Source organism: Enterobacter cloacae complex sp. IR53030 (genome assembly GCF_049238365.1).
Classification (GTDB): domain Bacteria; phylum Pseudomonadota; class Gammaproteobacteria; order Enterobacterales; family Enterobacteriaceae; genus Enterobacter; species Enterobacter kobei.
This window is the reverse complement of sequence record NZ_JBMKHA010000006.1, coordinates 1-25,424: the sequence shown is the minus strand read 5'-3', so window position 1 is coordinate 25,424 and position 25,424 is coordinate 1. Positions and strand designations below refer to the sequence as shown.

The 25,424-nt window shown below is 54.9% G+C and carries 20 protein-coding genes and 1 pseudogene; 19 read left to right on the top strand and 2 right to left on the bottom strand.

Annotated features, from left to right (window positions below):
• Positions 1–20: 20 nt before the first annotated feature.
• Entirely contained in the window at positions 21–893 is an 873-nt protein-coding gene (alkA, locus tag ACOTXR_RS08040) for a DNA-3-methyladenine glycosylase 2 (RefSeq protein WP_047027439.1), read from the top strand.
• Here alkA and ACOTXR_RS08035 read toward each other — a convergent pair.
• Entirely contained in the window at positions 858–4,187 is a 3,330-nt protein-coding gene (locus tag ACOTXR_RS08035) for a diguanylate cyclase (RefSeq protein ID WP_257269743.1), read from the bottom strand. The genes alkA and ACOTXR_RS08035 overlap by 36 nt on opposite strands.
• Before the next feature lie 343 nt (positions 4,188–4,530).
• Between ACOTXR_RS08035 and udk the strand changes: the two genes are divergently transcribed.
• From udk to asmA, 3 genes are all read left to right on the top strand, one after another.
• The gene (gene udk / locus ACOTXR_RS08030; protein ID WP_008500855.1) at positions 4,531–5,172 is read left to right on the top strand and encodes a uridine kinase; all 642 of its coding nucleotides are present in this window, start codon (positions 4,531–4,533) and stop codon (positions 5,170–5,172) included.
• 91 nt (positions 5,173–5,263) lie between these two features.
• Positions 5,264–5,845: a dCTP deaminase gene (gene dcd / locus ACOTXR_RS08025; RefSeq protein ID WP_014884513.1), complete on the top strand. Its 582-nt coding sequence runs from the start codon at positions 5,264–5,266 to the stop codon at positions 5,843–5,845.
• Between the two features lie 22 nt (positions 5,846–5,867).
• Positions 5,868–7,718: an outer membrane assembly protein AsmA gene (asmA, locus tag ACOTXR_RS08020; RefSeq protein ID WP_058691076.1), complete on the top strand. Its 1,851-nt coding sequence runs from the start codon at positions 5,868–5,870 to the stop codon at positions 7,716–7,718.
• A gap of 60 nt (positions 7,719–7,778) precedes the next feature.
• Here asmA and ACOTXR_RS08015 read toward each other — a convergent pair whose 3' ends face one another.
• The gene (locus ACOTXR_RS08015) at positions 7,779–9,362 is read right to left on the bottom strand and encodes a TerC family protein (protein ID WP_421767014.1); all 1,584 of its coding nucleotides are present in this window, start codon (positions 9,360–9,362) and stop codon (positions 7,779–7,781) included.
• A 693-nt stretch (positions 9,363–10,055) separates the two neighbouring features.
• Between ACOTXR_RS08015 and ACOTXR_RS08010 the strand changes: the two genes are divergently transcribed.
• From ACOTXR_RS08010 to cpsG, 15 genes and pseudogenes are all read left to right on the top strand, one after another.
• Positions 10,056–11,195 (top strand): polysaccharide export protein, encoded by a 1,140-nt coding sequence (locus ACOTXR_RS08010; protein ID WP_014884510.1) that lies wholly within the window; start codon positions 10,056–10,058, stop codon positions 11,193–11,195.
• A 6-nt stretch (positions 11,196–11,201) separates the two neighbouring features.
• On the top strand, positions 11,202–11,645 hold the full coding sequence (gene wzb / locus ACOTXR_RS08005) for a low molecular weight protein-tyrosine-phosphatase Wzb (protein WP_047344793.1): 444 nt from the start codon (positions 11,202–11,204) through the stop codon (positions 11,643–11,645).
• A 2-nt stretch (positions 11,646–11,647) separates the two neighbouring features.
• The gene (gene wzc / locus ACOTXR_RS08000) at positions 11,648–13,810 is read left to right on the top strand and encodes a tyrosine-protein kinase Wzc (RefSeq protein WP_014884508.1); all 2,163 of its coding nucleotides are present in this window, start codon (positions 11,648–11,650) and stop codon (positions 13,808–13,810) included.
• A gap of 126 nt (positions 13,811–13,936) precedes the next feature.
• Positions 13,937–14,779 carry a colanic acid biosynthesis glycosyltransferase WcaA gene (wcaA, locus tag ACOTXR_RS07995; protein WP_014884507.1) on the top strand — a complete coding sequence of 281 codons (843 nt, stop codon included), beginning with the start codon at positions 13,937–13,939 and terminating at the stop codon, positions 14,777–14,779.
• Positions 14,779–15,270 (top strand): colanic acid biosynthesis acetyltransferase WcaB, encoded by a 492-nt coding sequence (gene wcaB, locus ACOTXR_RS07990; RefSeq protein ID WP_014170825.1) that lies wholly within the window; start codon positions 14,779–14,781, stop codon positions 15,268–15,270. The genes wcaA and wcaB overlap by 1 nt, the downstream gene beginning before the upstream one ends.
• A complete protein-coding gene (wcaC, locus tag ACOTXR_RS07985) occupies positions 15,267–16,484 on the top strand; it encodes a colanic acid biosynthesis glycosyltransferase WcaC (RefSeq protein ID WP_058691075.1) in 1,218 nt (405 codons plus the stop codon). The genes wcaB and wcaC overlap by 4 nt, the downstream gene beginning before the upstream one ends.
• Complete coding sequence (gene wcaD / locus ACOTXR_RS07980) at positions 16,459–17,679, top strand: colanic acid polymerase WcaD (protein ID WP_014884505.1); 1,221 nt, start codon at positions 16,459–16,461, stop codon at positions 17,677–17,679. Before wcaC ends, wcaD begins: the two co-directional genes overlap by 26 nt.
• Before the next feature lie 16 nt (positions 17,680–17,695).
• Positions 17,696–18,442, top strand: coding sequence for a colanic acid biosynthesis glycosyltransferase WcaE (gene wcaE / locus ACOTXR_RS07975; protein WP_023330882.1), 747 nt, complete (start codon positions 17,696–17,698; stop codon positions 18,440–18,442).
• 15 nt (positions 18,443–18,457) lie between these two features.
• Positions 18,458–19,006: a colanic acid biosynthesis acetyltransferase WcaF gene (wcaF, locus tag ACOTXR_RS07970; protein ID WP_023330881.1), complete on the top strand. Its 549-nt coding sequence runs from the start codon at positions 18,458–18,460 to the stop codon at positions 19,004–19,006.
• 24 nt (positions 19,007–19,030) lie between these two features.
• On the top strand, positions 19,031–20,152 hold the full coding sequence (gmd, locus tag ACOTXR_RS07965; RefSeq protein ID WP_014884502.1) for a GDP-mannose 4,6-dehydratase: 1,122 nt from the start codon (positions 19,031–19,033) through the stop codon (positions 20,150–20,152).
• 2 nt (positions 20,153–20,154) lie between these two features.
• Positions 20,155–21,120, top strand: coding sequence for a GDP-L-fucose synthase (gene fcl, locus ACOTXR_RS07960; RefSeq protein ID WP_014884501.1), 966 nt, complete (start codon positions 20,155–20,157; stop codon positions 21,118–21,120).
• A gap of 2 nt (positions 21,121–21,122) precedes the next feature.
• Complete coding sequence (locus ACOTXR_RS07955; RefSeq protein ID WP_014884500.1) at positions 21,123–21,602, top strand: GDP-mannose mannosyl hydrolase; 480 nt, start codon at positions 21,123–21,125, stop codon at positions 21,600–21,602.
• Positions 21,599–22,822, top strand: coding sequence for a colanic acid biosynthesis fucosyltransferase WcaI (gene wcaI, locus ACOTXR_RS07950; protein WP_014884499.1), 1,224 nt, complete (start codon positions 21,599–21,601; stop codon positions 22,820–22,822). Before ACOTXR_RS07955 ends, wcaI begins: the two co-directional genes overlap by 4 nt.
• Before the next feature lie 3 nt (positions 22,823–22,825).
• Positions 22,826–24,262: a mannose-1-phosphate guanyltransferase gene (gene cpsB / locus ACOTXR_RS07945; RefSeq protein WP_014884498.1), complete on the top strand. Its 1,437-nt coding sequence runs from the start codon at positions 22,826–22,828 to the stop codon at positions 24,260–24,262.
• A 111-nt stretch (positions 24,263–24,373) separates the two neighbouring features.
• Positions 24,374–25,360: pseudogene (gene cpsG, locus ACOTXR_RS07940) on the top strand (colanic acid biosynthesis phosphomannomutase CpsG); the annotation flags it as partial.
• Positions 25,361–25,424: the final 64 nt, after the last annotated feature.

The following is a 25,424-nucleotide window of genomic DNA, read 5'->3' as shown; positions in this document are numbered from 1 at the left end:
GGAACAAAAAAGGAGCGACAATGTATACCCTGACCTGGCACCCCCCTTACGACTGGCAATGGATGTTTGGCTTTCTTGGCGCCCGTGCGGTGGCGGGGGTTGAGACGGTCACGGAAAGCTATTACGAGCGCAGTTTTGCCTGTGAAGGGCGTCAGGGGATCTTCCGCGTTACGCCGGACACGCAAACCCATACGCTACAGGTCACGCTGAGCCCGGGGTTAACGCCGGTGGCCGGACTTTGCCTTGAGCGTATCGGGCGTCTGTTCGATCTTGCCTGCGATCCGCAGGACGTCCACCGGACTTTGGGCGATCTCGGCGCCGCGCGGCCAGGCCTGCGTTTGCCCGGGGCGATGGATGCCTACGAACAGGGCGTGCGGGCCATTCTGGGTCAACTGGTCAGCGTGGCGATGGCGGCGAAACTGGCTTCACGCGTTGTCGCCCTGTGCGGCGAGCCGGTCAAGGATGCGCCGGGCTATGTCTGCTTTCCCTCCCCACAAGCCCTGGCGGCTGCCGACCCGCTGGCGCTCAAAGCGCTCGGGATGCCGGTCAAACGCGCGGAATCGCTGATTCATCTGGCACAGTCGGTCGTCGACGGGACGTTTCCGCTCACGCCGCCTGAGGACGTTGAGGCAGGCATGAAGGCGTTACAACAACGGCCGGGTATTGGCCGCTGGACGGCAAATTACCTCGCCCTTCGCGGCTGGCAGGCGAAAGATGTGTTTCTTCCGGATGATTATCTGATTAAGCAACGTTTCGCCGGAATGACGCCTGCGCAAATTCGTCGCTATGCCGAGCGCTGGCAGCCGTGGCGTTCCTACGCGCTGCTGCACATCTGGTATACCGACGGCTGGGCGCCGTCAGTTGATGGCGAAATAACTGGTGTTGAGCAGTAGATCCAGCGGCTGCGGCTCGGCGATGGTGTCACCATAGATAAAATCAATGCCAATGCCGGAAAGCGTATCCATCATGATGGGCTGGTTGCAGGGGCCTGCGATGGTTCTCATCCCCAGACGCTGGGCATGGCCCTGAACGATGGTCACCATCATCTCATCCATCAGGTTGCCATAGACGTTGCTCACGACTTCGGCATCCAGCATCAGGTAATCGGCCATGTTCGGACTCAGGTGGGTGAAAATGTCCATGTCGCGGCCTATCTGGCTGAGGATCACGCGGCAGCCCGCCTGGCGAAGCTTTTGTAAACCCCGCTGCAGATTCTCATCCGAATCACACACCACGCCGGCAGGGATCACCAGATGCAGCAGACGGCCCGGCATTGGGCTTTTATCAAGAAGATCGAGAAGTTCGTCGACCAGCGTCACGCTGGCTAAACCGGCTGCCGAAAGCGGCAATGCGATCCCCATGCCTTTACTGGCGATCCTGGCGGCAGATGTCCGGAAGAAGTCGCTAAAGATGCGTCTGTCGAGGGCGTGCAGCAGTTCCGGCTCTGCCAGGCCAGAACGGAAGGCGTGTTCCTCCAGGACTTCGCCCTGGCTGGTCCACAGGCGCAGCGAAATCAGCCAGAAATTACAGCTCTCCGGTATGCGAGGGGAGGCGACGCTGCGGGCTATCATCATCAGGTGATTGTCTTTGATCATGTGCCATTGTTCGTCCAGCGACATCATGCTGCGCGTGCTGTGATCCCGCTCCTGCTGCGGTTCGTAAACCGTCACGATGCCGCGCCCGCTGTTTTTCGAGGCATAACAGGCAATATCCGCCTGTGACATCACTTCTGATGCCAGGTGGTTATGTTCATCGATCAGCGTGATCCCGGCGCTGGCGCCAATTCGATGCAGGCGGCCTTCCCACATAAAGTGATAGTCGTTGATGCTATGGACCAGACGACCGGTGATATAGCGTGCGCTCTCAATATTGCAGTCCGGCAGCAACAGCCCAAACTCATCACCCCCCAGACGCGCCAGCACATCGCTGGAGCGCAGCATGGTTAACATCATGGAAGAGAGTTCCCGCAGCAGGGCATCGCCCGCCGCATGGCCTGCGGTATCATTGACGGCTTTGAAGCGGTCCAGATCGATAAAGACCAGCGCATGACGCTGCCGCGTCTCACGAACCGTTTGCAGGAGTCGTTTGAGGTGGTTTTCAAAGCTGACCCGGTTTGCCAGGTGGGTCAGGGCATCGTGCGACGCGCTGTAACTCAGCTGACGCAGCATTTTGCGCGACTCGGTGACATCCTGAATAACGATAACCGAGCCGATACTTTGTCCATCCAGCGTGCTGAGTGGCGTAATGCTGTAATGGATGTCAATCGCTCCACCCGTGCGGCAGTTCAGCACCACGTCCTGGTCGATATCTGAGCGTGACATATCCCCGCTGTGGATGTTCTCCATCAGCGGCCCTCGCTCCCCAAACGTGATGTGTAATACCTTGAGAACCGGCTGGCCGATAGCCTCGGTTTGCAGCCAGCCGCTCATCTTCTCGGCGACCGGGTTCATAAAGGTGACGTTCATGTCGATATCGGTACAGAGCACGGCTTCGCCGATGGAGTCGAGCGTGATATGCAGACGCTCTTTTTCCTGGAACAGCGCCTCGTTAAGCTGCTTAACCTCGGTCATGTCCATGTTGATGCCAAGCAAACGCTCGACTTCACCCTCTTTATTCAACACCCGGTTTGCCAGGGAGCGAATATGGCGTACGCCTTCCTTCACGCGGATACGGAATTCCAGCTTAAACGGCAGACGTGAGATCAGTGAATCCCGCAGCACCTGTTCTGCATGGGCGCGGTCTTCCGGCAGCATCGTGTCGTGCCAGAGCTGCCAGGTGGGCTTGATGTGCGGCGGGATTTCATACAGTTCGAACATCCGCTTATCCCAGCTGATGATGTCAGGCTCCAGATCCCACTCCCAGATGCCGATGCCGCCCGCTTCGTTGGCCAGCGTAATGCGCTCCATCAGGCGTTTGTTGACCCACTCGGTCTGCTTCAGGTCGTTAATGTCTTCAATCTGGGCGATAAAATAGAGCGGCGAGCCGTCGGTATGGCGCACAACGGAGACGGCAAGCAGCGCCCAGACCACTTCACCGTTGCGCGTGTAATAGCGCTTTTCAAGGGTATAGGTGTTGATGTCGCCGTTGACCAGCTGCTCCAGCTGTTCGAGGTCGGTGTGCAAATCTTCCGGCCAGGTGAGCTGCTGGAAGGTGAGTGACTGTAGTTCGGACTGGCTGTAACCGAGGAAATTGCACAGCGCTTTGTTGGCCTGTAGCCACTGCCCCTCAATGCTGACTAACGCCATCCCGATGGCGGAATACTCCATCGCATTACGAAAACGCGCTTCGCTTTCAGTGATGTGTTTGCGTTCGGCACGGAAGGCATACATCACCATGGTCATCACGTTCGCCGGGAGAAGCAGCATCAGGAACGGCAGCCAGGGCGCGTTGATCATCGGCCCTTCGTGTTGGGTGGTCAGCGCCTCAGGGTTATGGGCAATCATCAGGGACACGACCATCACGGTGACCAGAAACACCAGGAACGCTTCCATTCGCGGTAAGCGCACGGCGCTCCACATAAGCAGGACGATCACGCAGGTAAATGGCCATGGAAGCCAGGTGATGGCTGCCCAACTCAGGGCCAACGTCACGGCCATTGTGAGCAGCGTTTCCAGCAGCAGTCGCGGATCACGGTGGCGCAGCAGGTAGTGGGGTTTAAACAGTAATCCCAGCGGCACCAGTGCCAGCGCGCCAATGGATTCAGATAACACCCACACAATGAAATCGCGCAGTGGCTCAGGACCGGGAACCAGAAAAATCACCAGAATACCGCCTACCAGCGGCGGCACCAGCGCGCTGCCCATCGCCAGACGGATCCAGTCACTTAAATTTTGCAGCGGGTTATACCACGGGAGCAGTTTGCGCAGTAGTAATGCACCGACGACGGCCTCAATCACATTTATGGCGGTGTAGGTGAGGTTAATCGCCCCCCACGAGAACAACATCCACGAGGCCAGAATATTGCCGAACGAACAGGCCAGGGCAATGCCCGGCCACATTTTTCCCGCGTGGCGGTAAAACGCCACCATCATGATGGCGGTGGGGAACCAGAGCGGCGCCAGCAGGGTGCCGAAGCGGGTAAGCTCCAGCGAAAATAAGGTAAAGATAAAGGTGACCAGGCCCAGACAGACAAGTCGTAATAAAGGATGTGGGGTGGTAACCAAAACCCGCTGGTATTGTTTATTCATTACCGCTTTATCCAGAGACGCCGTGCCGTCAGGAGAGAAGTCCGTACGAGTGAATTTGATAATTTGGTTTATGCTAGTACAAACAATTTACAATTCATATGGCGACTGCTCATAATTTGACATCATAGACTTATTAAATAGTTACAGGTTAAAAAATCGCTGTGAAACGCTGAAAAAACGCGCATTAAAATTTCACTCAGGGAACAATTCGCAACTTTACAGGCTGTCTCGCATTACCTGCGCTTTCGACTGGTATCACGCCCGCGAAATCCCTATAATTGCCGCGTTTGACGCTCCGGCGTCGTCCTTCCTTAACATCCAGGTTAATCAGGTCGCTAAATTTATGACTGATAAGTCTCATCAGTGCGTCATTATAGGCATCGCCGGCGCATCGGCTTCAGGTAAAAGTCTAATTGCCAGTACGCTTTATCGCGAACTGCGTGAACAAGTAGGTGATGAGCACATCGGCGTCATTCCCGAAGACAGCTATTACAAAGATCAATCCCATCTGTCGATGGAAGAGCGCGTAAAAACCAACTATGACCACCCGAATGCAATGGATCACAGTTTACTGTTCCAGCATTTAGAAGCCCTAAAAAGCGGCCAGGCAATTGAGCTGCCCGTTTACAGTTACGTAGAACACACCCGCACCCAGGAGACGATCCGCATCGAGCCGAAAAAGGTGATTATCCTTGAAGGTATCCTGCTCCTGACCGATGCTCGCCTGCGTGAATCGATGAACTTTTCGATTTTCGTCGATACCCCGCTGGATATTTGCCTGATGCGCCGCATCAAGCGAGACGTTAACGAGCGCGGCCGTTCGATGGATTCCGTCATGGCGCAATACCAGAAAACGGTCCGTCCGATGTTCCTGCAGTTTATTGAGCCCTCCAAACAATACGCCGATATCATCGTGCCGCGCGGAGGCAAAAACCGCATTGCCATTGATATCTTAAAAGCGAAAATCAGCCAGTTTTTTGAATAAGCCGCGCGAATTGTGTACCGTTCAGAGATAACCTGGTTTTACCCTGAGATGTTAAGGTCTCAGGGGTCGATGCATGAAAGGAGAAAGTGCCATGCGTCTTTGTGATCGCGATATTGAAGCCTGGCTGGATGAAGGCCGTTTGTCTATTACCCCACGTCCTCCTGTAGAGCGTATCAATGGGGTGACCGTTGATGTACGGTTGGGGAATAAATTCCGCACCTTTAGTGGCCATACTGCACCGTTCATCGACCTCAGCGGGCCGAAGGATGAAGTCAGCGCGGCGCTCGATCGCGTGATGAGTGACGAAATCGTCATTGACGAAGGTGACGCTTTTTACTTGCATCCAGGTGAACTGGCGCTGGCGGTGACGTTCGAATCCGTGACCCTGCCTGCTGACCTCGTCGGCTGGCTGGACGGCCGTTCTTCTCTGGCCCGTCTGGGGCTGATGGTGCACGTGACCGCGCACCGTATCGATCCCGGCTGGTCGGGCCGTATCGTGCTGGAGTTCTTCAACGCCGGCAAACTGCCGCTGGCGCTGCGCCCCGGCATGATGATTGGTGCGTTAAGCTTTGAACCGCTAACCGGCCCGGCAGACAGGCCTTATAACCGCCGGCAGGACGCAAAATACCGCGACCAGCAGGGTGCGGTTGCCAGCCGTATTGATAAAGACTGATCGTTAGTCCATTGAGGATGCCATGAGAAGAGTTCTGACAACGCTGATGATTTTGCTGGTCGTGCTGGTTGCTGGCCTTTCGGCGTTGGTTCTGCTGGTTAACCCTAACGATTTCCGCGCTTACATGGTGCGGCAGGTCGAGGCGCGCAGTGGTTACCAACTGAAGCTCGACGGGCCGCTACGCTGGCACGTCTGGCCACAGCTCAGCATTCTCTCTGGCCGCATGTCGTTAACGGCACCGGGCGCTGCCCAGCCGATCGTGTCTGCGGACAATATGCGTCTGGATGTGGCGCTCATCCCCCTCATTTCTCACCAGTTGCAGGTAAACCAGGTGATGCTCAAAGGGGCGGTCATACAGCTTACCCAGCAGACTGAAGCCGTGCGCAACGCGAATGCGCCGGTTGCACCGCGTGAGAATACCTTACCGGATGAGCCGTCCGATACGGGCTGGTCCTTTGATATTGCCAAACTGAAAGTTGCCGATAGCGTGCTGGTATTCCAGCATGAGGATCAAGAGCAGGTTACGGTTCGCAATATTAATCTGCAGATGGAACAGGATGCGCATCATCTTGCGTCGCTGGAATTCAGCGGGCGAATGAATCGCGACCAGCGCGATCTGACCCTCTCGCTAAATGCCAGGGTCAATGCGTCAGATTATCCCCATCAGCTGACGGCCGATATTCAGCAGCTCAACTGGCAGCTCATGGGCGCAGATCTTCCGACCCAGGGGATCACCGGGCAGGGGACGATGCAGGCCGTCTGGCGCGAAGAACAAAAACAGCTGGAGCTGGATAACCTCAACCTGCAGGCCAATGACAGCAGCCTGAAGGGGCAGGCGAGCGTCACGCTCGAAGAGAAGCCGAAATGGGTGCTGAACCTGCAGTTTGACAAGCTCAACCTGGAGAACATCCTGCCGCCGCTACCGGCTGGCACAACGGACAGCGATGCTGTGCAGACAGGACAAAGCCAGCCGCCGGTGTCGCGTCCGGTTATCTCGTCGAATCTTGATCAACCTGACTATAACGCCCTTCGCGGATTCACGGCCGATATCCTGTTGAAAGCCAACAGCCTGCGCTGGCGCGGTATGGACTTCACCGACGTGAGCGGCCAGATGTTTAACCACAACGGGTTGCTGGTGATCTCCGAGCTGAGCGGCAAAATGGGGGCAGGGCATCTTTCACTGCCTGGCACGCTGGACGTGCGTAAGGACGAAACCCGCGCGCAATTCCAGCCGCGTCTCGACAACGTTGAGATTGGTACCATCCTTAAAGCCTTTAACTATCCGATATCCCTGACAGGGCAGTTGACGCTGGCGGGGGATTTCTCAGGCACAAAAATTGATGCCGAAGCTTTCCGCCGTGAATGGCAGGGCGAGGCGCACGTGGATCTGAAAGACTCCCGTATGGAAGGTCTTAACTTCCAGCAGCTGGTACAGCAGGCAGTGGAGCGCAGCAGTGACGTCAAAGCGCAGGAAAACTACGATAGCGTCACGCGCCTCGACAGTTTCTCCACGGATCTGACGCTGGATAACGGGCAACTGACGCTGGCAGCTATGCAGGGAACCTCTTCTATGCTGTCGTTGACCGGAGAAGGCTCGCTGGATCTGGTCAAAGAGACGGCGGACACGCGCTTTAACGTCCGGGTACTTTCCGGCTGGCAGGGCGAAAGTAAGCTGATTGATTTCCTGAAAGAGACGCCAGTGCCGCTTAGCGTCTATGGTAAATGGCAGGCGCTGAATTACAGCCTTCAGGTGGATCAGATCCTGCGTAAGCATCTGCAGGATGAAGCGAAACGTCGGCTTAATAGCTGGGCAGATCGTAATAAAGATTCCCAGAACGGCAAGGATGTGAAGAAACTGCTGGATAAGCTTTGATGCTGTTTTTGCCGGGTGCAAACACAAAAAACGGCAACGGGGTTGCCGTTTTGCTTTTACCTACACCTCAAAATCCAGTTCTTCCTCATCCCGCAGTGGAATGAGCTGCACTTTCTGCACGCGATGGTTTTCAATCTGCAGCGTTTTAAGCCGATAGTCACCCACCTGAACCTCTTCACCTGGCTGCGGGATACGCTGTAAGTATTCCATCAGCAGGCCCGCAATGGTGTGGTACTCCCGCTTTTCATCCAGCGGCAGCGGCACATACTGCACCAGGTCTTCCAGCGGCATATGGCCGTTGGCCGTCCACGAGCCGTCGGCGTTTTTCTGAATATCATGGCGGGCATCAATCTCATCCACTTCGTTTGGCAAATTACCGGCAATGGTTTCCATCACGTCGCTGAGCGTGACCAGCCCTTCAACCGAACCAAACTCATCCACCACAAAGGCAAAGTGCGTTCGCGCATTCCGGAATTGCTCAAGGGCAGAGAGCAGTTGCAATCCTTCCGGGAAGACCAGGGGCTGGCGTACCAGGGCGCGTAGATTGAGCGCCTCCCCGTGCAGCTGCTGCTGGAGCAGGTCGATAACGTGCACGACGCCCAGTAATTCTTCTTCCTCTTCACCGCCGGTTACCACCACGCGCGTGTGCTGGTTTTTATCCAGCAGGGCGCGGATGTGCTCTTCGGGTGCCGTCAGATCGATATGCTCAATGTCATGCCGGGAAGTCATGATGCTGCTGACCGTGCGCTCATTAAGGTTAAGCACTCGCTCAATCATCAGGCGCTCCTGCGGGTTAAAGATCTGCCCGTCGCTGTGATCGGCCAGCATGGCAGCAGATTCGGCGTCCAGCTCTGCATCCTCTTTTTTACCGCTCAGCAGGCGCATAACGGTGTCGGCCGTGCGCTGACGCAGGGTCTGATTAGCGGAAAGGAAGCGGCGGCGGTTAAATATCGCCAGCTGGTTAAGCGCTTCAATCATGACGGAGAAACCAATGGCGGCGTACAAATAGCCTTTCGGAATGTGGAAGCCAAAACCGTCGGCCACCAGACTAAAGCCAATCATCAGCAGGAAGCTCAGGCAGAGGATCACGATGGTCGGGTGGCTGTTCACAAAGCGGGTGAGTGCCTTGCTCGCCATCACCATCAGCGTGATGGCGATAATCACCGCTGCCATCATAACGGCCAGATGGTCCACCATCCCGACGGCGGTGATCACCGAATCCAGGGAGAAGACGGCATCCAGCACCACTATTTGCGCTACCACCGGCCAGAATCTCGCGCCACGTCGCTGGGTCGGGTTCTCGCTGTCTTTACCTTCGAGCCGTTCATTGAGCTCTACCGTGGCTTTGAACAGCAGGAACAACCCGCCGAAGAGCATGATCAGATCGCGGGCGCTAAAGCTGAGGCCGTGAACGGAAAACAGCGGTTGCGTGAGTGTGACCATCCAGGAGATAGAGGCCAGCAACAGTAAACGCATCACCATCGCCAGCAGCAGGCCCGTTACGCGCGCGCGCTCGCGCTGGGAAGGGGGCAGTTTTTCAGCGAGGATGGCAATAAAGACCAGATTATCAATCCCGAGCACTAATTCGATGACGACCAGCGTCACCAGCCCGGCCCAGATTGATGGATCGGCAATCCATTCCATAGTAATAGCAATACCTTCTGTTATATGACGATTGTCACACTTCGATCATGGATAAAGCCGGGGAAAATTGCAATGCCGGGCTGAGATTTCTCTTAATACGAAACGCTTAAAAGAGAGCAAACTCATCGGGGTGTAAATAAGCAAAATACGTATATTTAATTATAAAGAGAACATTTTAGGATATATCGCAGATAATGGTTTTCACTCCCGTTTTGTCAATATAAAGAAAATCCTAAAAGGTTAAAACTTTGCTCTTAATATTAATCTTAAAAACAGATATTAGGACAGTTGTCTCCTTGCCTGCTATTAGGTTAGCTGCAACAATTCTCCCAGCATCAAATGTTAAATCTTGTTGTTGCTATTTTTGTTTTGGTCTTCCGGGATGGTTATTCATTATCCGTTGGGTGTCTCACCCGGCTGATATATTTCCAGTAGGCCTTGCTCAAGAGGGTGTCTATCCATAACACATTGTTTAGTCAGTGGATTGGTAACTGAAAGCCAAGGGCGGTAGCGTGCCTGAAAGCGTGTGAATCAGCCTCGGTTATTCTGTCAATAGCCAATGGATGAATAAGCTTTTTTTAGGACTGATGCCAGTTATATTTCTATTTGATTAACTGCATGCTGAAACCCAATACGACCCAAGCTTATTTAAATTGCACAGGATAATTACTCTGCCAAAGTGATAAATAATCAATGATGAAATCCAAAATGAAATTGATGCCATTATTGGTGTCTGTGACCTTGATGAGTGGTTGCACGGTCTTTCCCGGCAGCAATATGTCAACAATGGGTAAGGATGTGATCAAGCAACAGGATGCCGATTTTGATCTCGACAAAATGGTGAATGTTTATCCACTTACGCCACGTCTGGTCGAACAATTACGCCCACGTCCGAATGTTGCTCAGCCGAATATGTCTCTGGACCAGGAAATCGCCGCTTATCAGTATCGCGTGGGGCCGGGTGACGTGATCAACGTGACCGTCTGGGACCACCCTGAACTGACCACGCCTGCGGGCCAGTACCGTAGCTCAAGCGACACCGGGAACTGGGTACAGTCAGATGGCACGATGTTCTACCCCTACATTGGTAAAGTCCATGTTGCCGGGAAAACCCTTGCCGAGATCCGGAGTGATATTACCGGCCGCTTAGCGCAGTACATCGCCGATCCGCAGGTGGACGTTAATATTGCCGCATTCCGCTCGCAAAAAGCCTACATTTCCGGCCAGGTCAATAAATCCGGCCAGCAGGCCATCACCAACGTACCGTTAACCGTTCTGGATGCCATTAACGCCGCAGGCGGGTTAACCGACGGTGCCGACTGGCGCAACGTGGTCCTGACCCACAACGGCAAAGAGCAGCGCATCTCACTGCAGGCGCTGATGCAAAACGGCGATCTGACCCAGAACCGCCTGCTCTATCCGGGCGATATTCTCTACGTACCGCGCAATGACGATCTAAAAGTCTTCGTGATGGGTGAAGTGAAGAAACAGAGCACCCTCAAAATGGACTTCAGCGGCATGACGCTGACCGAAGCGCTGGGCAATGCGGAAGGCATCGATCTGACCTCCTCCAACGCCAGCGGTATCTTCGTGATTCGCCCACTTAAGGACGACGCCAGCAACAAAGGCAAGATTGCCAACATTTACCAGCTCGATATGTCCGACGCCACCTCGCTGGTGATGGCAACGTCGTTCCGCCTCCAGCCATACGATGTGGTGTATGTCACTACCGCGCCGGTTGCCCGCTGGAACCGTCTGATCAACCAGTTGCTGCCAACCATCAGTGGCGTTCGCTACATGACGGATACGGCGCGCGACATTCATACCTGGTAATCCGCGATGTTTAACAAAATTCTGGTGGTATGCGTGGGGAACATTTGCCGTTCCCCGACGGCAGAGCGGTTGTTGAAACACTACCAGCCTGAACTGACCGTCGAGTCCGCAGGCCTTGGCGCGCTGGTCGGTAAATCGGCCGATGAGCGCGCAACGAGCGTGGCCCGCGATCATAACCTCTCCCTTGACGGGCATATTGCCCGCCAGGTCACCGGCCGCATGTGCCGGGAATATGACCTGATCCTGGCAATGGAAAAACGCCATATTCATGCGCTATGCGATATCGCACCGGAGATGCGCGGCAAGGTGATGCTGTTTGGTCACTGGGACAATGAACGCGAAATCCCCGATCCGTATCGCAAAAGCCATGAGGCCTTCGAGGCGGTTTACACCTTACTTGACCAGTCTGCCCAACAGTGGGCGCAGGCACTGAAAGCTCAGCAGGGATAACAATGACAGAAAAAACAAGACCTTCTGCCGCCCCGACTTCGGGCAGTGATGAAATTGATATTGGTCGCCTGGTCGGCACGGTTATCGAGGCAAAGTGGTGGGTGCTTGGCATTACCGCTGTGTTTGCCGCGGCAGCCGTCGTCTACACGCTGTTCGCCACGCCTATCTACAGCGCCGACGCGCTGGTGCAGATTGAGCAAAATACCGGCAACTCGCTGGTGCAGGATATTGGCTCTGCGCTGGCGAACAAACCACCGGCATCCGACGCTGAAATTCAGCTGATTCAGTCACGTCTGGTACTGGGGAAAACGGTTCACGACCTCGGTCTCGATATCTCCGTCACCAAAAATACCTTCCCGATCTTTGGTGCCGGCTGGGATCGCCTGATGGGACGAAGCAACGATACGGTAAAGGTGACTGACTTTGTGCTGCCGAAAGGGGCGGGCGATCAAACCTTTACCCTGACGGTGCTGGGTCCGAAACAGTACCAGTTGACCAGCGATGCGGGATTCAGCGCCCGCGGCGAAGTGGGCCAGATGCTGACGAAAGATGGCGTCAGCATGATGGTGAGCGCCATTCATGCCCAGGAGGGCGGCGAGTTCACCGTGACCAAATTCTCCACGCTGGGAATGATCAACAATCTGCAAAACAACCTCACCGTGACTGAAAACGGTAAGGACACCGGCGTGCTGAGCATGACCTTTACCGGTGAAGATAAAGATCAAATCCGCGACATCCTGAACAGCATCACCCGCAACTATCTTGAGCAGAACGTTGAGCGTAAGTCGGCGGAAGCGGCGAAAAGCCTGGCTTTCCTTGCTAAACAGCTCCCGGAAGTGCGGGCCCGTCTGGATGATGCCGAGAATAAACTGAACGCTTACCGTCAGGATAAAGACTCTGTCGACCTGCCGCTGGAGGCGAAGTCTGTTCTTGATTCAATGGTTAACATCGACGCCCAGCTCAACGAGCTGACCTTCAAAGAGGCGGAGATTTCCAAGCTGTACACCAAACGCCACCCGGCCTACCGGACGCTGCTGGAAAAACGTCGCACGCTTGAAGAAGAGAAGGCGAAGCTGAACGACCGCGTAACCGCGATGCCGAAAACGCAGCAGGAAATTGTACGTCTGACCCGCGACGTGGAATCTGGTCAGCAGGTGTACATGCAGCTGCTGAACAAACAGCAGGAGCTGAAAATCACCGAAGCCAGTACCGTGGGTGATGTGCGCATCGTCGACCCGGCGATTACCCAGCCGGGCGTGCTGAAGCCGAAGAAAGCGCTGATCGTTCTCGGCAGCATTATTCTCGGCCTGATGCTCTCCATTGTCGGTGTGCTGCTGCGCTCGCTGTTCAACCGCGGAATCGAAAGCCCGCAGGCGCTGGAAGAGAGTGGTATCAACGTCTATGCCAGCATCCCGCTTTCCGAGTGGCAAAAATCCCGTGACAGCGTCAAAACCATTAAAGGCGTTAAGCGATACAAACAGAGCCAGTTGCTGGCCGTGGGTAACCCGACGGACCTGGCGATTGAAGCGATACGTAGCCTGCGTACCAGCCTGCACTTCGCCATGATGCAGGCCAAAAACAACGTCCTGATGTTAACCGGTGTCAGTCCGTCAATCGGTAAGACCTTTGTCTGCGCCAACCTGGCGGCCGTCGTCAGCCAGACCAACAAACGCGTGCTGCTAATCGACTGCGATATGCGCAAGGGTTATACCCACGAGCTGCTGGGCACCAACAACGTTAACGGTCTGTCGGAAATCCTGCTGGGGCAGGGGGAGATTAGCCAGAGCGCCAAGCCGACCTCGATTCCGAGATTCGATCTGATCCCTCGTGGTCAGATACCGCCTAACCCGTCGGAACTGCTGATGAGCGAACGCTTCACCCAGCTGATTGAGTGGGCGAGCAAACACTATGACCTGGTGCTGATCGATACGCCGCCGATTCTGGCCGTGACCGATGCCGCCGTGGTAGGTCGCCATGCGGGTACCACCCTGATGGTGGCACGTTACGCGGTGAACACCCTGAAAGAAGTGGAAACCAGCCTGAGCCGCTTCGAGCAGAACGGGATTGAGGTGAAAGGGGTGATCCTGAACTCCATCTTCCGCCGCGCGACCGGGTATCAGGATTACGGTTATTACGAGTACGAATATAAGTCTGACAGTAAATAACAGCCAAAACATACCCTTACACCCCTCACCCTAACCCTCTCCCCTGAGGGGAGAGGGGACTGTTCGGTGCCGCTTTCACCCTATCCCCACAGGGGAGAGGGCCGGGGTGAGGGGTAGGAGAAAGAAATGACCACACAACGCCCTTTGATTTCTATCTATATGCCGACATGGAATCGTCAGCAGCTGGCGATCCGCGCAATCAAGTCGGTGTTACGTCAGGATTATGACAACTGGGAACTGATCATCGTGGATGACTGTTCTTCTTCGTATGAACAGCTGCAAAAATTTGTCACCGATCTCAATGACCCGCGCGTGATGTACACCCATAACCCGATTAACTCCGGGGCATGCGCGGTGCGTAACCAGGCGATTATGCAGGCCAAAGGGCAGTATCTGACCGGCATCGACGACGATGACGAATGGACCCCGAACCGACTGTCTGTCTTCCTTTCACATAAAGCACAGCTGGTGACGCATGCGTTCCTGTATGCCAACGACTATGTCTGTCAGGGTGAAGTCTATTCGCAGCCTGCCAGTCTGCCGCTGTACCCGAAATCACCCTATTCTCGCCGCCTGTTCTACAAGCGCAACATTATCGGCAATCAGGTTTTCACCTGGGCATGGCGCTTTAAGGAGTGCCTGTTCGATACCGAACTGAAAGCCGCGCAGGATTACGACATCTTCTTGCGGATGGTGGTTGAGTATGGCGAACCGTGGAAAGTGGAAGAGGCCACGCAGATCCTGCACATCAATCACGGGGAGATGCAAATTACCTCCTCGCCGAAGAAGTTCTCGGGCTACTTCCATTTTTACCGCAAGCACAAGGACAAGTTCGACCGTGCCAGCCGGAAGTATCAGCTCTTTACCCTCTATCAGATCCGCAATAAGCGCATGAACTGGCGCACGCTGCTGACGCTGCTGTCCGTCCGTAACGGCAAACGTCTGGCTGATGGACTTCGGGGGAAATAATGTTTCTTGAAGATTGCCGCGCAAACAGCTGGAGCCTGCGCCCATGCTGCATGGTCCTGGCGTACCGTATCGCGCATTTTTGTTCGGTGTGGCGCAAGAAAAACGTGCTGAACAACCTTTGGGCAGCGCCGGTTCTGGTGCTGTACCGCATTATTACTGAATGCTTTTTTGGTTATGAAATTCAGGCCGCTGCCACCATTGGCCGCCGCTTTACCATTCACCACGGCTATGCGGTGGTGATCAATAAGTTCGTGGTTGCCGGGGATGATTTCACCATTCGTCATGCGGTCACCATTGGCAACCGAGGGCCAGACAGCCTGGCCTGCCCGGTTATCGGCAATAACGTCGAGCTGGGCGCGAACGTGGTGATCATTGGTGACATTACCATCGGTAACAACGTGACGATTGGTGCGGGCAGCGTGGTGCTGGACAGCATTCCGGACAACGCGCTGGTGGTGGGAGAAAAGGCCCGCGTGAAGGTGATTAAATGAACATTCTGCAATTTAACGTCCGCCTCGCTGAAGGCGGAGCGGCAGGCGTGGCCTTGGATCTGCACCAGCGCGCACTGCAAAAAGGACTTCAGTCTCGTTTTATTTATGGCTACGGCAAAGGCGGCAAGAAAAGCGTCAGTCACGATAACTTCCCGCAGGTGCAAAAGCACACGCCGCGTCTGACCTCGATGGCCAACATTGCCTTGTTCCGCCTGTTTAACCGCGATCTGTTTGGCAACCTGAATAATCTTTATCGCACTGTGACCCGAACCACGGGCCCGGTTGTGCTGCATTTCCACGTCCTGCACAGCTACTGGCTGAATCTGGAAGAGGTGGTGGCGTTTTGTCAGAAGGTGCAGGCGCACAAGCCTGATACACGCTTCGTCTGGACGCTGCACGATCACTGGAGCGTGACCGGACGCTGCGCCTTTACCGACGGCTGCGAAGGCTGGAAGGATAACTGCCAGAAATGCCCGACGTTAAGCAACTACCCGCCGGTGAAAGTGGATCGTGCTCACCAGCTGGTGACCGGTAAGCGCAAACTGTTCCGCGACATGCTCTCGCTCGGCTGCACGTTTATCTCCCCGAGTCAGCACGTGGCCGATGCCTTCAACAGCCTTTACGGGGCAGGGCGCTGCCAGATTATCAACAACGGTATCGACGTGGCGACGGAAGCCATTCTGGCTGAGCTGACGCCGGTGGCGGACACCGCGGGTAAGCCGAAAATCGCCATCGTTGCGCATGACCTGCGTTACGACGGCAAAACCAACCAGCAGCTGGTGCGCGACATGATGGCGCTCGGTGACAAGATTGAACTGCATACCTTCGGCAAGTTTTCCCCGTTCGAAGGGGTGAACGTCGTGAACCACGGTTTTGAAACCGACAAGCGCAAACTGATGAGCGCGCTGAACGGCATGGATGCGCTGGTGTTCAGCTCCCGCGTGGATAACTACCCGCTGATCCTCTGCGAAGCGCTTTCCATCGGCGTGCCGGTGATTGCCACCCACAGCGATGCCGCGCGTGAAGTGCTGGAAAAGTCGGGCGGTAAAACGTTCTCGGAAAAGGAAGTGCTGCCGCTGGTGCAGATGCCGAAAGCGCAGATCGCTGAGACTGTTTTTGGTACTGACCTGGAATCGTTCCGCAACCGCAGCCGCAAGGCCTACAGTGGACAACAGATGCTGGAGGAGTATGTCTCGTTCTATCAGAATCTGTAGTTATCTGCTGCTGCCGCTGATCTACCTGCTGGTCAACGTCAAAATTGCCCAGCTTGGCGAAAGCTTCCCGATAACCATCGTCACCTTTTTGCCCGTTCTGCTTTTGCTGTATGTCGATAAAATCAACCTGAAGAAGCTGATGATTGCCCTGGGGTTGGGCACGGGCCTGACGCTGTTTAACTACATCTTTGGTCAGTCACTGGATGCCAGTAAATACGTCACCTCCACCATGCTGTTTGTCTATATTGTCATTATTATCGGCATGGTCTGGAGTATTCGGTTTAAAACGATTTCTCCGCACAATTATCGGAAAATCCTCAGGTTCTTTTATATTGCCGTTGCGTTAATTGTTATGCTTGCTGCACTGGAAATGGCGCAAATTATTCTCACCGGTGGCAGCAGCCTGATGGAGATAATTTCGAAATATCTCATTTACAGCAACAGCTATGTATTGAACTTCATTAAGTTTGGCGGAAAACGTACCACTGCCCTCTATTTTGAACCGGCGTTCTTCGCTCTGGCGTTAATCTCAATTTGGCTCAGCATCAAACAGTTTGGTATCAAAACACCTAAGACCGATGCTATGATTCTTGCAGGAATTGTTCTGTCTGGATCGTTCTCAGGGGTAATGACATTTATCCTGTTTTACCTGCTGGAGTGGGCGTTCCAGTACCTGAACAAAGATGCGATTAAGAAAAAACTGCCGCTGGCGATTATCTCCCTGACGGTATTTTTGGTCGGCGTGATATTTGCGTTCCCGTACATCTCAGAACGTCTGGGAGATTTGGGAACAGAAGGCTCATCGTCCTATTATCGCATCATTGGTCCGCTGGTGATGGTGGGTTATTCCTTAACCCATATTGATGGTGTAGTAAGATTCGGCTCACTTTACGAATATGTTGCATCATTCGGAATCTTTAACGGTGCGGATGTCGGTAAAACCATAGACAATGGTCTGTATCTGTTAATTATTTATTTTTCGTGGTTCGCCGTACTGTTGACGCTGTGGTATCTGTTTAAAGTTTTCAAAATGATGATTAACGCGTTTGGTGATAACCAGAACTTTCGCGTGCAACTTTATCTGTTTACACCGGTGTCGCTGTTTTTTACCGGGTCAATATTTAGCCCGGAATATGCTTTCTTGATTGTCTGTCCGTTTATTTTGCGCAAAGCGCTTAATATTACGAACGTATGACGAAATGAGGTGATTTATGTTTCTTAGCGTCATTACTGTCGCTTTTCGTAATTACGAAGGGGTGGTAAAAACCTGGCGCTCGCTGCGCAACCTGGCGCGCGATCCAAGCCTCACTTTTGAGTGGATTGTGGTCGACGGCGGCTCGAACGATGGCACGGCGGAGTTTCTGGAAAAACTCAACGGCGAGTTCAACTTACGTTACATCAGCGAGAAAGATAAAGGCATTTACGATGCGATGAACAAGGGCATTAACATGGCCCAGGGTCGTTATGCCATCTTCCTCAATTCTGGCGATGTTTTCCATGATGACGTGGCGCTGTTTGCCCGTCAGCTGGCGCGTCAGAAAGAGGAGGCCATGTATATTGGCGATGCACTGCTTGATTTTGGTGATGGGCATAAAGTGTGCCGCAGCGCAAAGCCAGGCTGGTATATCTACCACAGTTTGCCCGCCAGCCATCAGGCCATTTTCTTCCCGGTAAACGGTCTGAAAAAACAGCCATACGATTTGCAGTATAAAGTGTCATCGGATTATGCCCTGGCCGCCAGCCTGTATAAATCAGGCTATCCGTTCCGCCGAATTAAAGGGCTGGTCTCTGAATTCTCAATGGGTGGCGTGTCAACATCGAATAATCTGGAATTGTGCCAGGATGCCAAAAACGTGCAGCGCAAAATATTACGCGTGCCGGGGTTCTGGGCGGAATTGTCTTATTTATTGCGCCTGCGGACGACAGGTAAAACGAAAACCTTATATAACAAAGCCTGAATATAAGGAAACGCAATGCAGGATTTGAAGGGTTTCTCCGTGCCGAAAGGCTTTCGGGGCGGCAACGGTATTAAAGTGCAGCTGTGGTGGGCCGTTCAGGCAACGTTATTTGCCTGGTCACCACAAATATTGTACCGCTGGCGAGCATTCTTATTGCGTCTGTTTGGCGCAAAAATCGGAAAAAACGTAGTCATTCGACCTTCGGTAAAAATTACCTACCCCTGGAAATTAACGCTTGGGGATTACGCCTGGGTAGGGGATGACGCGGTGTTATATACCCTTGGCGAAATTACGATTGGCGCAAATTCGGTGGTGTCACAGAAGTGTTATTTGTGCACCGGCAGCCACGATTTTATGAGTCAGCATTTTGATATTACCGCTTCGCCTATTGTGATTGGTGAAAAATGCTGGCTGGCAACGGATGTTTTTGTTGCACCAGGTGTTTCTGTTGGCGATGGCACGGTAGTGGGTGCCCGCAGCAGCGTTTTTAAATCGCTACCGGCAAATAAAGTTTGCCGTGGCAACCCCGCAGTGGTGATACGCGAACGCGTTGAAACTGATTAAATTCATAAGTAGAGGAATATAAACATGTCTAAAGTCGCTCTCATCACCGGCGTTACCGGGCAGGATGGTTCTTATCTGGCAGAGTTCCTGCTGGAAAAAGGGTATGAAGTACACGGTATTAAACGTCGTGCCTCTTCGTTCAACACCGAACGTGTCGATCATATTTATCAGGATCCTCACGCGGCAAACCCGAAATTCCACCTGCACTACGGCGACCTGACCGATACCTCCAACCTGACCCGTATCCTGCAGGAAGTGCAGCCGGATGAAGTGTACAACCTGGGCGCGATGAGCCACGTGGCGGTCTCCTTCGAATCCCCGGAATACACCGCTGACGTTGACGCCATGGGTACTCTGCGTCTGCTGGAAGCGATTCGCTTCCTGGGTCTGGAGAAGAAAACCCGTTTCTATCAGGCCTCTACCTCTGAGCTGTACGGTCTGGTGCAGGAAATCCCACAGAAAGAGACCACGCCGTTCTACCCACGTTCTCCGTATGCGGTCGCAAAACTGTACGCCTACTGGATCACCGTGAACTACCGTGAATCCTACGGCATGTATGCCTGTAACGGCATTCTGTTCAACCACGAATCCCCACGTCGCGGTGAAACGTTCGTTACCCGTAAAATCACCCGCGCTATCGCGAACATCGCCCAGGGGCTGGAATCGTGCCTGCACCTCGGCAACATGGACTCCCTGCGTGACTGGGGCCATGCGAAAGACTACGTGAAAATGCAGTGGATGATGCTGCAGCAGGAACAGCCAGAAGACTTCGTGATCGCAACCGGCGTTCAATACTCCGTACGTCAGTTCGTTGAGATGGCCGCTGCACAGCTGGGCATCAAGCTGCGCTTCGAAGGTACCGGCGTGGAAGAGAAAGGTATCGTTGTTTCCGTAACCGGCCATGATGCGCCAGGCGTGAAACCAGGCGACGTCATTGTTCAGGTTGACCCACGTTACTTCCGTCCTGCTGAAGTGGAAACCCTGCTGGGTGACCCAACCAAAGCGCACGAGAAACTGGGCTGGAAACCAGAAATCACTCTGCAGGAGATGGTTTCCGAGATGGTCGCCAAAGATCTTGAAGCAGCGAAAAAACACTCCCTGCTCAAGTCTCATGGCTACGAGGTTGCCATCGCGCTGGAGTCCTGAGAATGACAAAACAACGTATTTTTGTCGCCGGTCATCGCGGAATGGTGGGTTCCGCGATTGTTCGCCAGCTGGAACAGCGCGGTGACGTAGAAGTGGTTGTCCGCACGCGCGACGAGCTGAACCTGCTCGATAGCCGTGCGGTGCAGGACTTCTTTGCTAACGAACACATTGACCAGGTGTATCTGGCGGCGGCGAAAGTGGGCGGCATTGTCGCCAACAACACTTACCCGGCGGATTTCATCTACGAGAACATGATGATTGAGAGCAACATCATTCACGCGGCGCACCTGCACAACGTGAATAAGCTGCTGTTCCTCGGTTCATCCTGCATCTACCCGAAAATGGCAAAACAGCCGATCGCGGAAAGCGAACTGCTGCAGGGCACGCTGGAGGCAACCAACGAGCCTTACGCGATTGCCAAGATTGCCGGGATTAAGCTCTGCGAATCTTACAACCGTCAGTACAACCGCGACTATCGCTCGGTGATGCCGACCAACCTGTACGGACCGCACGACAACTTCCACCCGAGCAACTCGCACGTGATCCCGGCGCTGCTGCGTCGCTTCCACGAGGCGACCGCCGAGAACGCACCGGATGTGGTGGTGTGGGGCAGCGGCACGCCGATGCGCGAATTCCTGCACGTGGACGACATGGCTGCCGCCAGCATTCACGTGATGGAGCTGGATCGCGAAGTGTGGCAGGAGAACACCGAGCCGATGCTGTCGCACATCAACGTGGGAACCGGCGTGGACTGCACCATTCGCGAGCTGGCGCAAACCATCGCGCAGGTGGTGGGCTACAAAGGCCGCGTGGTGTTTGACGCGACGAAACCGGACGGCACGCCGCGCAAACTGCTGGACGTGACCCGTCTGCATCAGCTGGGCTGGTATCACGAGGTATCACTGGAGCAGGGGCTGGCCAGCACCTACCAGTGGTTCCTCGAAAACCAGCACCGCTTCCGGGGGTAACGATGTTTTTAAGTCAGGAAGATTTTGCCACGGTGGTGCGTTCCACTCCGCTCATCTCGATTGATTTGATCGTGGAGAACGAACGCGGCGAGTTCTTGCTGGGGAAACGAACCAACCGTCCTGCACAGGGCTTCTGGTTCGTGCCCGGCGGGCGCGTGCAGAAGGATGAGACGCTTCATGATGCGTTTGAGCGTCTCACTCTGGCGGAACTGGGCCTCCAGCTGCCGATGGCGGCGGGCCAGTTTTACGGGGTCTGGCAGCACTTCTATGACGATAACTTTTCAGGCACCGGGTTCACCACGCACTACATCGTGCTGGGGTTCCGCCTGAAGGTGACTCAGGCAGACCTGCGTCTGCCTGATGCTCAGCATGACGACTACCGCTGGCTGGCACCGGAGCCGCTTCTGGCAAGCGAGAACGTCCATGACAACAGTCGGGCGTATTTCCTGGCGGATCGTCAGGCCGAGGTGCCAGGCATATGAAAATCCTCGTATACGGAATTAACTACTCGCCGGAATTAACCGGTATCGGAAAATATACCGGCGAGATGGTCGAGTGGATGGCGAGCCAGGGACATGACGTGCGGGTCATTACCGCGCCGCCGTACTACCCGGAATGGAAAGTCGGTGAGCGCTACTCAAGCTGGCGCTACCGTCGTGAAGAGGGGGCGGCAACCGTCTGGCGCTGCCCGCTTTATGTACCTAAGCAGCCCTCGACGCTGAAACGGCTACTGCATCTCGGCAGCTTTGCCCTGAGCAGTTTTTTCCCGCTGATGGCGCAGCGTCGCTGGAAGCCGGATCGCATCATTGGTGTGGTGCCGACGCTGTTTTGCACGCCGGGCATGCGCCTGCTGGGCAAACTCTCCGGCGCACGCACCCTGCTGCACATACAGGATTATGAAGTGGACGCCATGCTGGGCCTGGGGATGGCAGGCAAAGGCAAGGGTGGAAAAGTGGCGAAGCTCGCCAGCGCCTTTGAGCGTAGCGGTCTGCATAACGTGGATTACGTTTCGACCATCTCACGCTCGATGATGAACAAGGCGCAGGAGAAGGGCGTACCTGCCCGGAAGGTGATCTTCTTCCCGAACTGGTCCGAAGTGGCGCGTTTTCGCGACGTGACGGAGCAGGACGCTCAGACGCTACGCGCCCAACTCGGTTTGCCTGAAGACCAAAAAATCATTCTTTACTCAGGCAACATCGGCGAAAAGCAAGGGCTGGAAAGCGTGATTGAAGCGGCTCAGCAGCTTAACGAGCATCCGTGGATGTTTGTGATTGTCGGGCAGGGCGGCGGGAAAGCGCGGCTGGAAAAGATGGTCAGCGAACGCGGCCTGAGCAACGTGAAATTCTTCCCGCTTCAGTCTTACGAGGCGTTACCTGCGCTGCTGAAGATGGGCGACTGCCATCTGGTGGTACAAAAACGTGGCGCGGCGGATGCGGTGTTGCCTTCCAAGCTGACAAACATTCTGGCGGTGGGCGGCAACGCGGTGATCACGGCAGAAGCCGAAACTGAATTAGGCCAGCTGTGTGACAGCTATCCGGGGATTGCCGTGTGCGTCGAACCGGAATCGGTCCCGGCACTGGTCACCGGCATTGAACAGGCACTTGCCATGCCAAAAGTGAACACGGTGGCACGTGAATATGCCGAACGCACGCTCGAGAAAGAGAACGTGCTGAGTCAATTTATTGCAGATATACGGGGATAAATCATGAGTCAAACCACTTTGTATCCGGTCGTAATGGCGGGTGGATCCGGGAGCCGGTTGTGGCCACTGTCCCGCGTGCTTTATCCAAAACAATTTCTGTGCCTGAAGGGTGACCTCACCATGCTGCAGACGACGGTAAACCGTCTGCACGGTGTGGAGTGTGAAAGCCCGGTGGTGATTTGTAACGAACAGCACCGCTTTATTGTTGCCGAGCAGCTGCGCCAGCTGAATAAACTCACAGAAAACATCATTCTGGAGCCTGCCGGACGTAATACCGCGCCTGCTATCGCCCTCGCGGCGCTGGCGGCAAAACGCAGCAGTCCTGACTGTGACCCGCTGATGCTGGTGCTGGCGGCAGACCACGTTATCCAGCAGGAAGAGGCGTTCCGCGAGGCGGTGCGTGCAGCGATCCCTTACGCCGAAAGCGGCAAACTGGTGACCTTCGGCATCGTGCCGGATCTGCCAGAAACCGGCTATGGCTATATTCGCCGCGGTAATGTGACGCCTGGCGAAGGCGACAGCGTGGCGTTTGATGTGGCGCAGTTTGTCGAAAAACCGAATCTGGAAACCGCTCAGGCCTACGTCGCCAGCGGTGAGTACTACTGGAACAGTGGGATGTTCCTGTTCCGTGCCGGGCGCTATCTGGAAGAGCTGCGCAAATACCGTCCGGATATTCTGAATGCCTGTGAGAAGGCGATGGCAGTGGTGGACCCGGATCTCGACTTCATCCGCGTGGATGAGGAGGCGTTCCTCGCCTGCCCGGAAGAGTCCATTGACTATGCGGTGATGGAACGCACGGCCGACGCCGTTGTGGTTCCGATGGATGCGGGCTGGAGTGATGTGGGCTCCTGGTCCTCACTGTGGGAGATCAGCGCCCATACCCCGGAGGGTAACGTCCATCACGGCGATGTCATTAGCCACAAAACGGAAAACAGCTACGTCTACGCCGAGTCCGGCCTGGTGACCACGGTTGGGGTGAAAGATCTGGTGGTTGTTCAGACCAAAGACGCCGTGCTGATTGCCGACCGTAACGCCGTGCAGGACGTTAAAAAAGTGGTCGAGCAAATCAAGGCCGATGGCCGACACGAACACCACATTCACCGCGAAGTGTACCGTCCGTGGGGCAAATATGACTCCATCGATGCAGGTGAGCGTTATCAGGTGAAACGCATCACCGTGAAGCCGGGCGAAGGGCTGTCGGTGCAGATGCACCATCACCGCGCCGAGCACTGGGTCGTGGTGGCGGGCACGGCTAAAGTCACCATCGACGGCGAAGTCAAACTGCTGGGTGAAAACGAGTCCATCTATATTCCGCTGGGGGCCACGCACTGTCTGGAGAACCCGGGGAAAATTCCTCTCGATTTAATTGAGGTGCGCTCCGGATCGTATCTGGAAGAGGACGATATCGTGCGCTTCCAGGATCGCTACGGCCGGGTGTAGCACTCTGCAATATGCCCGGTGGCGCTGCGCTTGCCGGGCCTACGAATGACAAAATAATCAATTTGGCCATTTAGTGGTCAGGGCCGACTGTTGCCTGAAAAAGGGGTCATCATGGAAAAATTAACCTGTTTTAAAGCCTACGATATTCGCGGCAAGCTGGGCGAAGAGCTGAATGAAGATATCGCGTGGCGCATTGGCCGCGCCTATGGCGAATACCTGAAGCCGCAGACCATCGTGCTGGGCGGCGACGTGCGTCTGACCAGTGAATCCCTGAAGCTGGCGCTGGCGAAAGGGTTGCAGGACGCGGGCGTGGACGTGCTGGATATCGGACTTTCCGGGACCGAAGAGATTTACTTTGCCACCTTCCACCTGGGCGTGGACGGCGGTATCGAAGTGACCGCCAGCCACAACCCGATGGACTACAACGGCATGAAGCTGGTGCGCAAAGGTGCGCGTCCTATCAGCGGCGACACCGGCCTGCGCGACGTGCAGCGTCTGGCGGAAGCCAACGATTTCCCGCCGGTGAACGACGCGAAACGCGGCAGCTATAAGCAAATCAACCTGCAAAAAGAGTATATCGATCACCTGCTGGGCTACATCAACGTGGCGAACCTCAAGCCGCTGAAGCTGGTCATCAACTCCGGTAACGGCGCGGCCGGCCCGGTGGTGGATGCCCTGGAAGCCCGCTTTAAAGCGCTGAACGTGCCGGTGACCTTCATCAAAGTGCACAACACCCCGGACGGCAACTTCCCGAACGGTATTCCTAACCCGCTGCTGCCGGAGTGCCGCGACGACACCCGTAACGCGGTGATTGAGCACGGCGCGGATATGGGCATTGCCTTTGACGGCGATTTCGACCGCTGCTTCCTGTTCGACGAGAAAGGGCAGTTCATCGAGGGCTACTACATTGTCGGCCTGCTGGCGGAAGCGTTCCTTGAGAAAAACCCGGGTGCGAAAATCATTCATGACCCGCGTCTTTCCTGGAACACCGTCGATGTGGTGTCAGCGGCAGGCGGCACGCCGGTGATGTCCAAAACCGGTCACGCCTTTATCAAAGAGCGCATGCGTGAAGAAGACGCTATCTACGGCGGCGATGTCCGAGGACAATAAAGTTGTACACAAAGCACTAAAGTTGTAACCATTCTCAAAAAACGACGCTAAT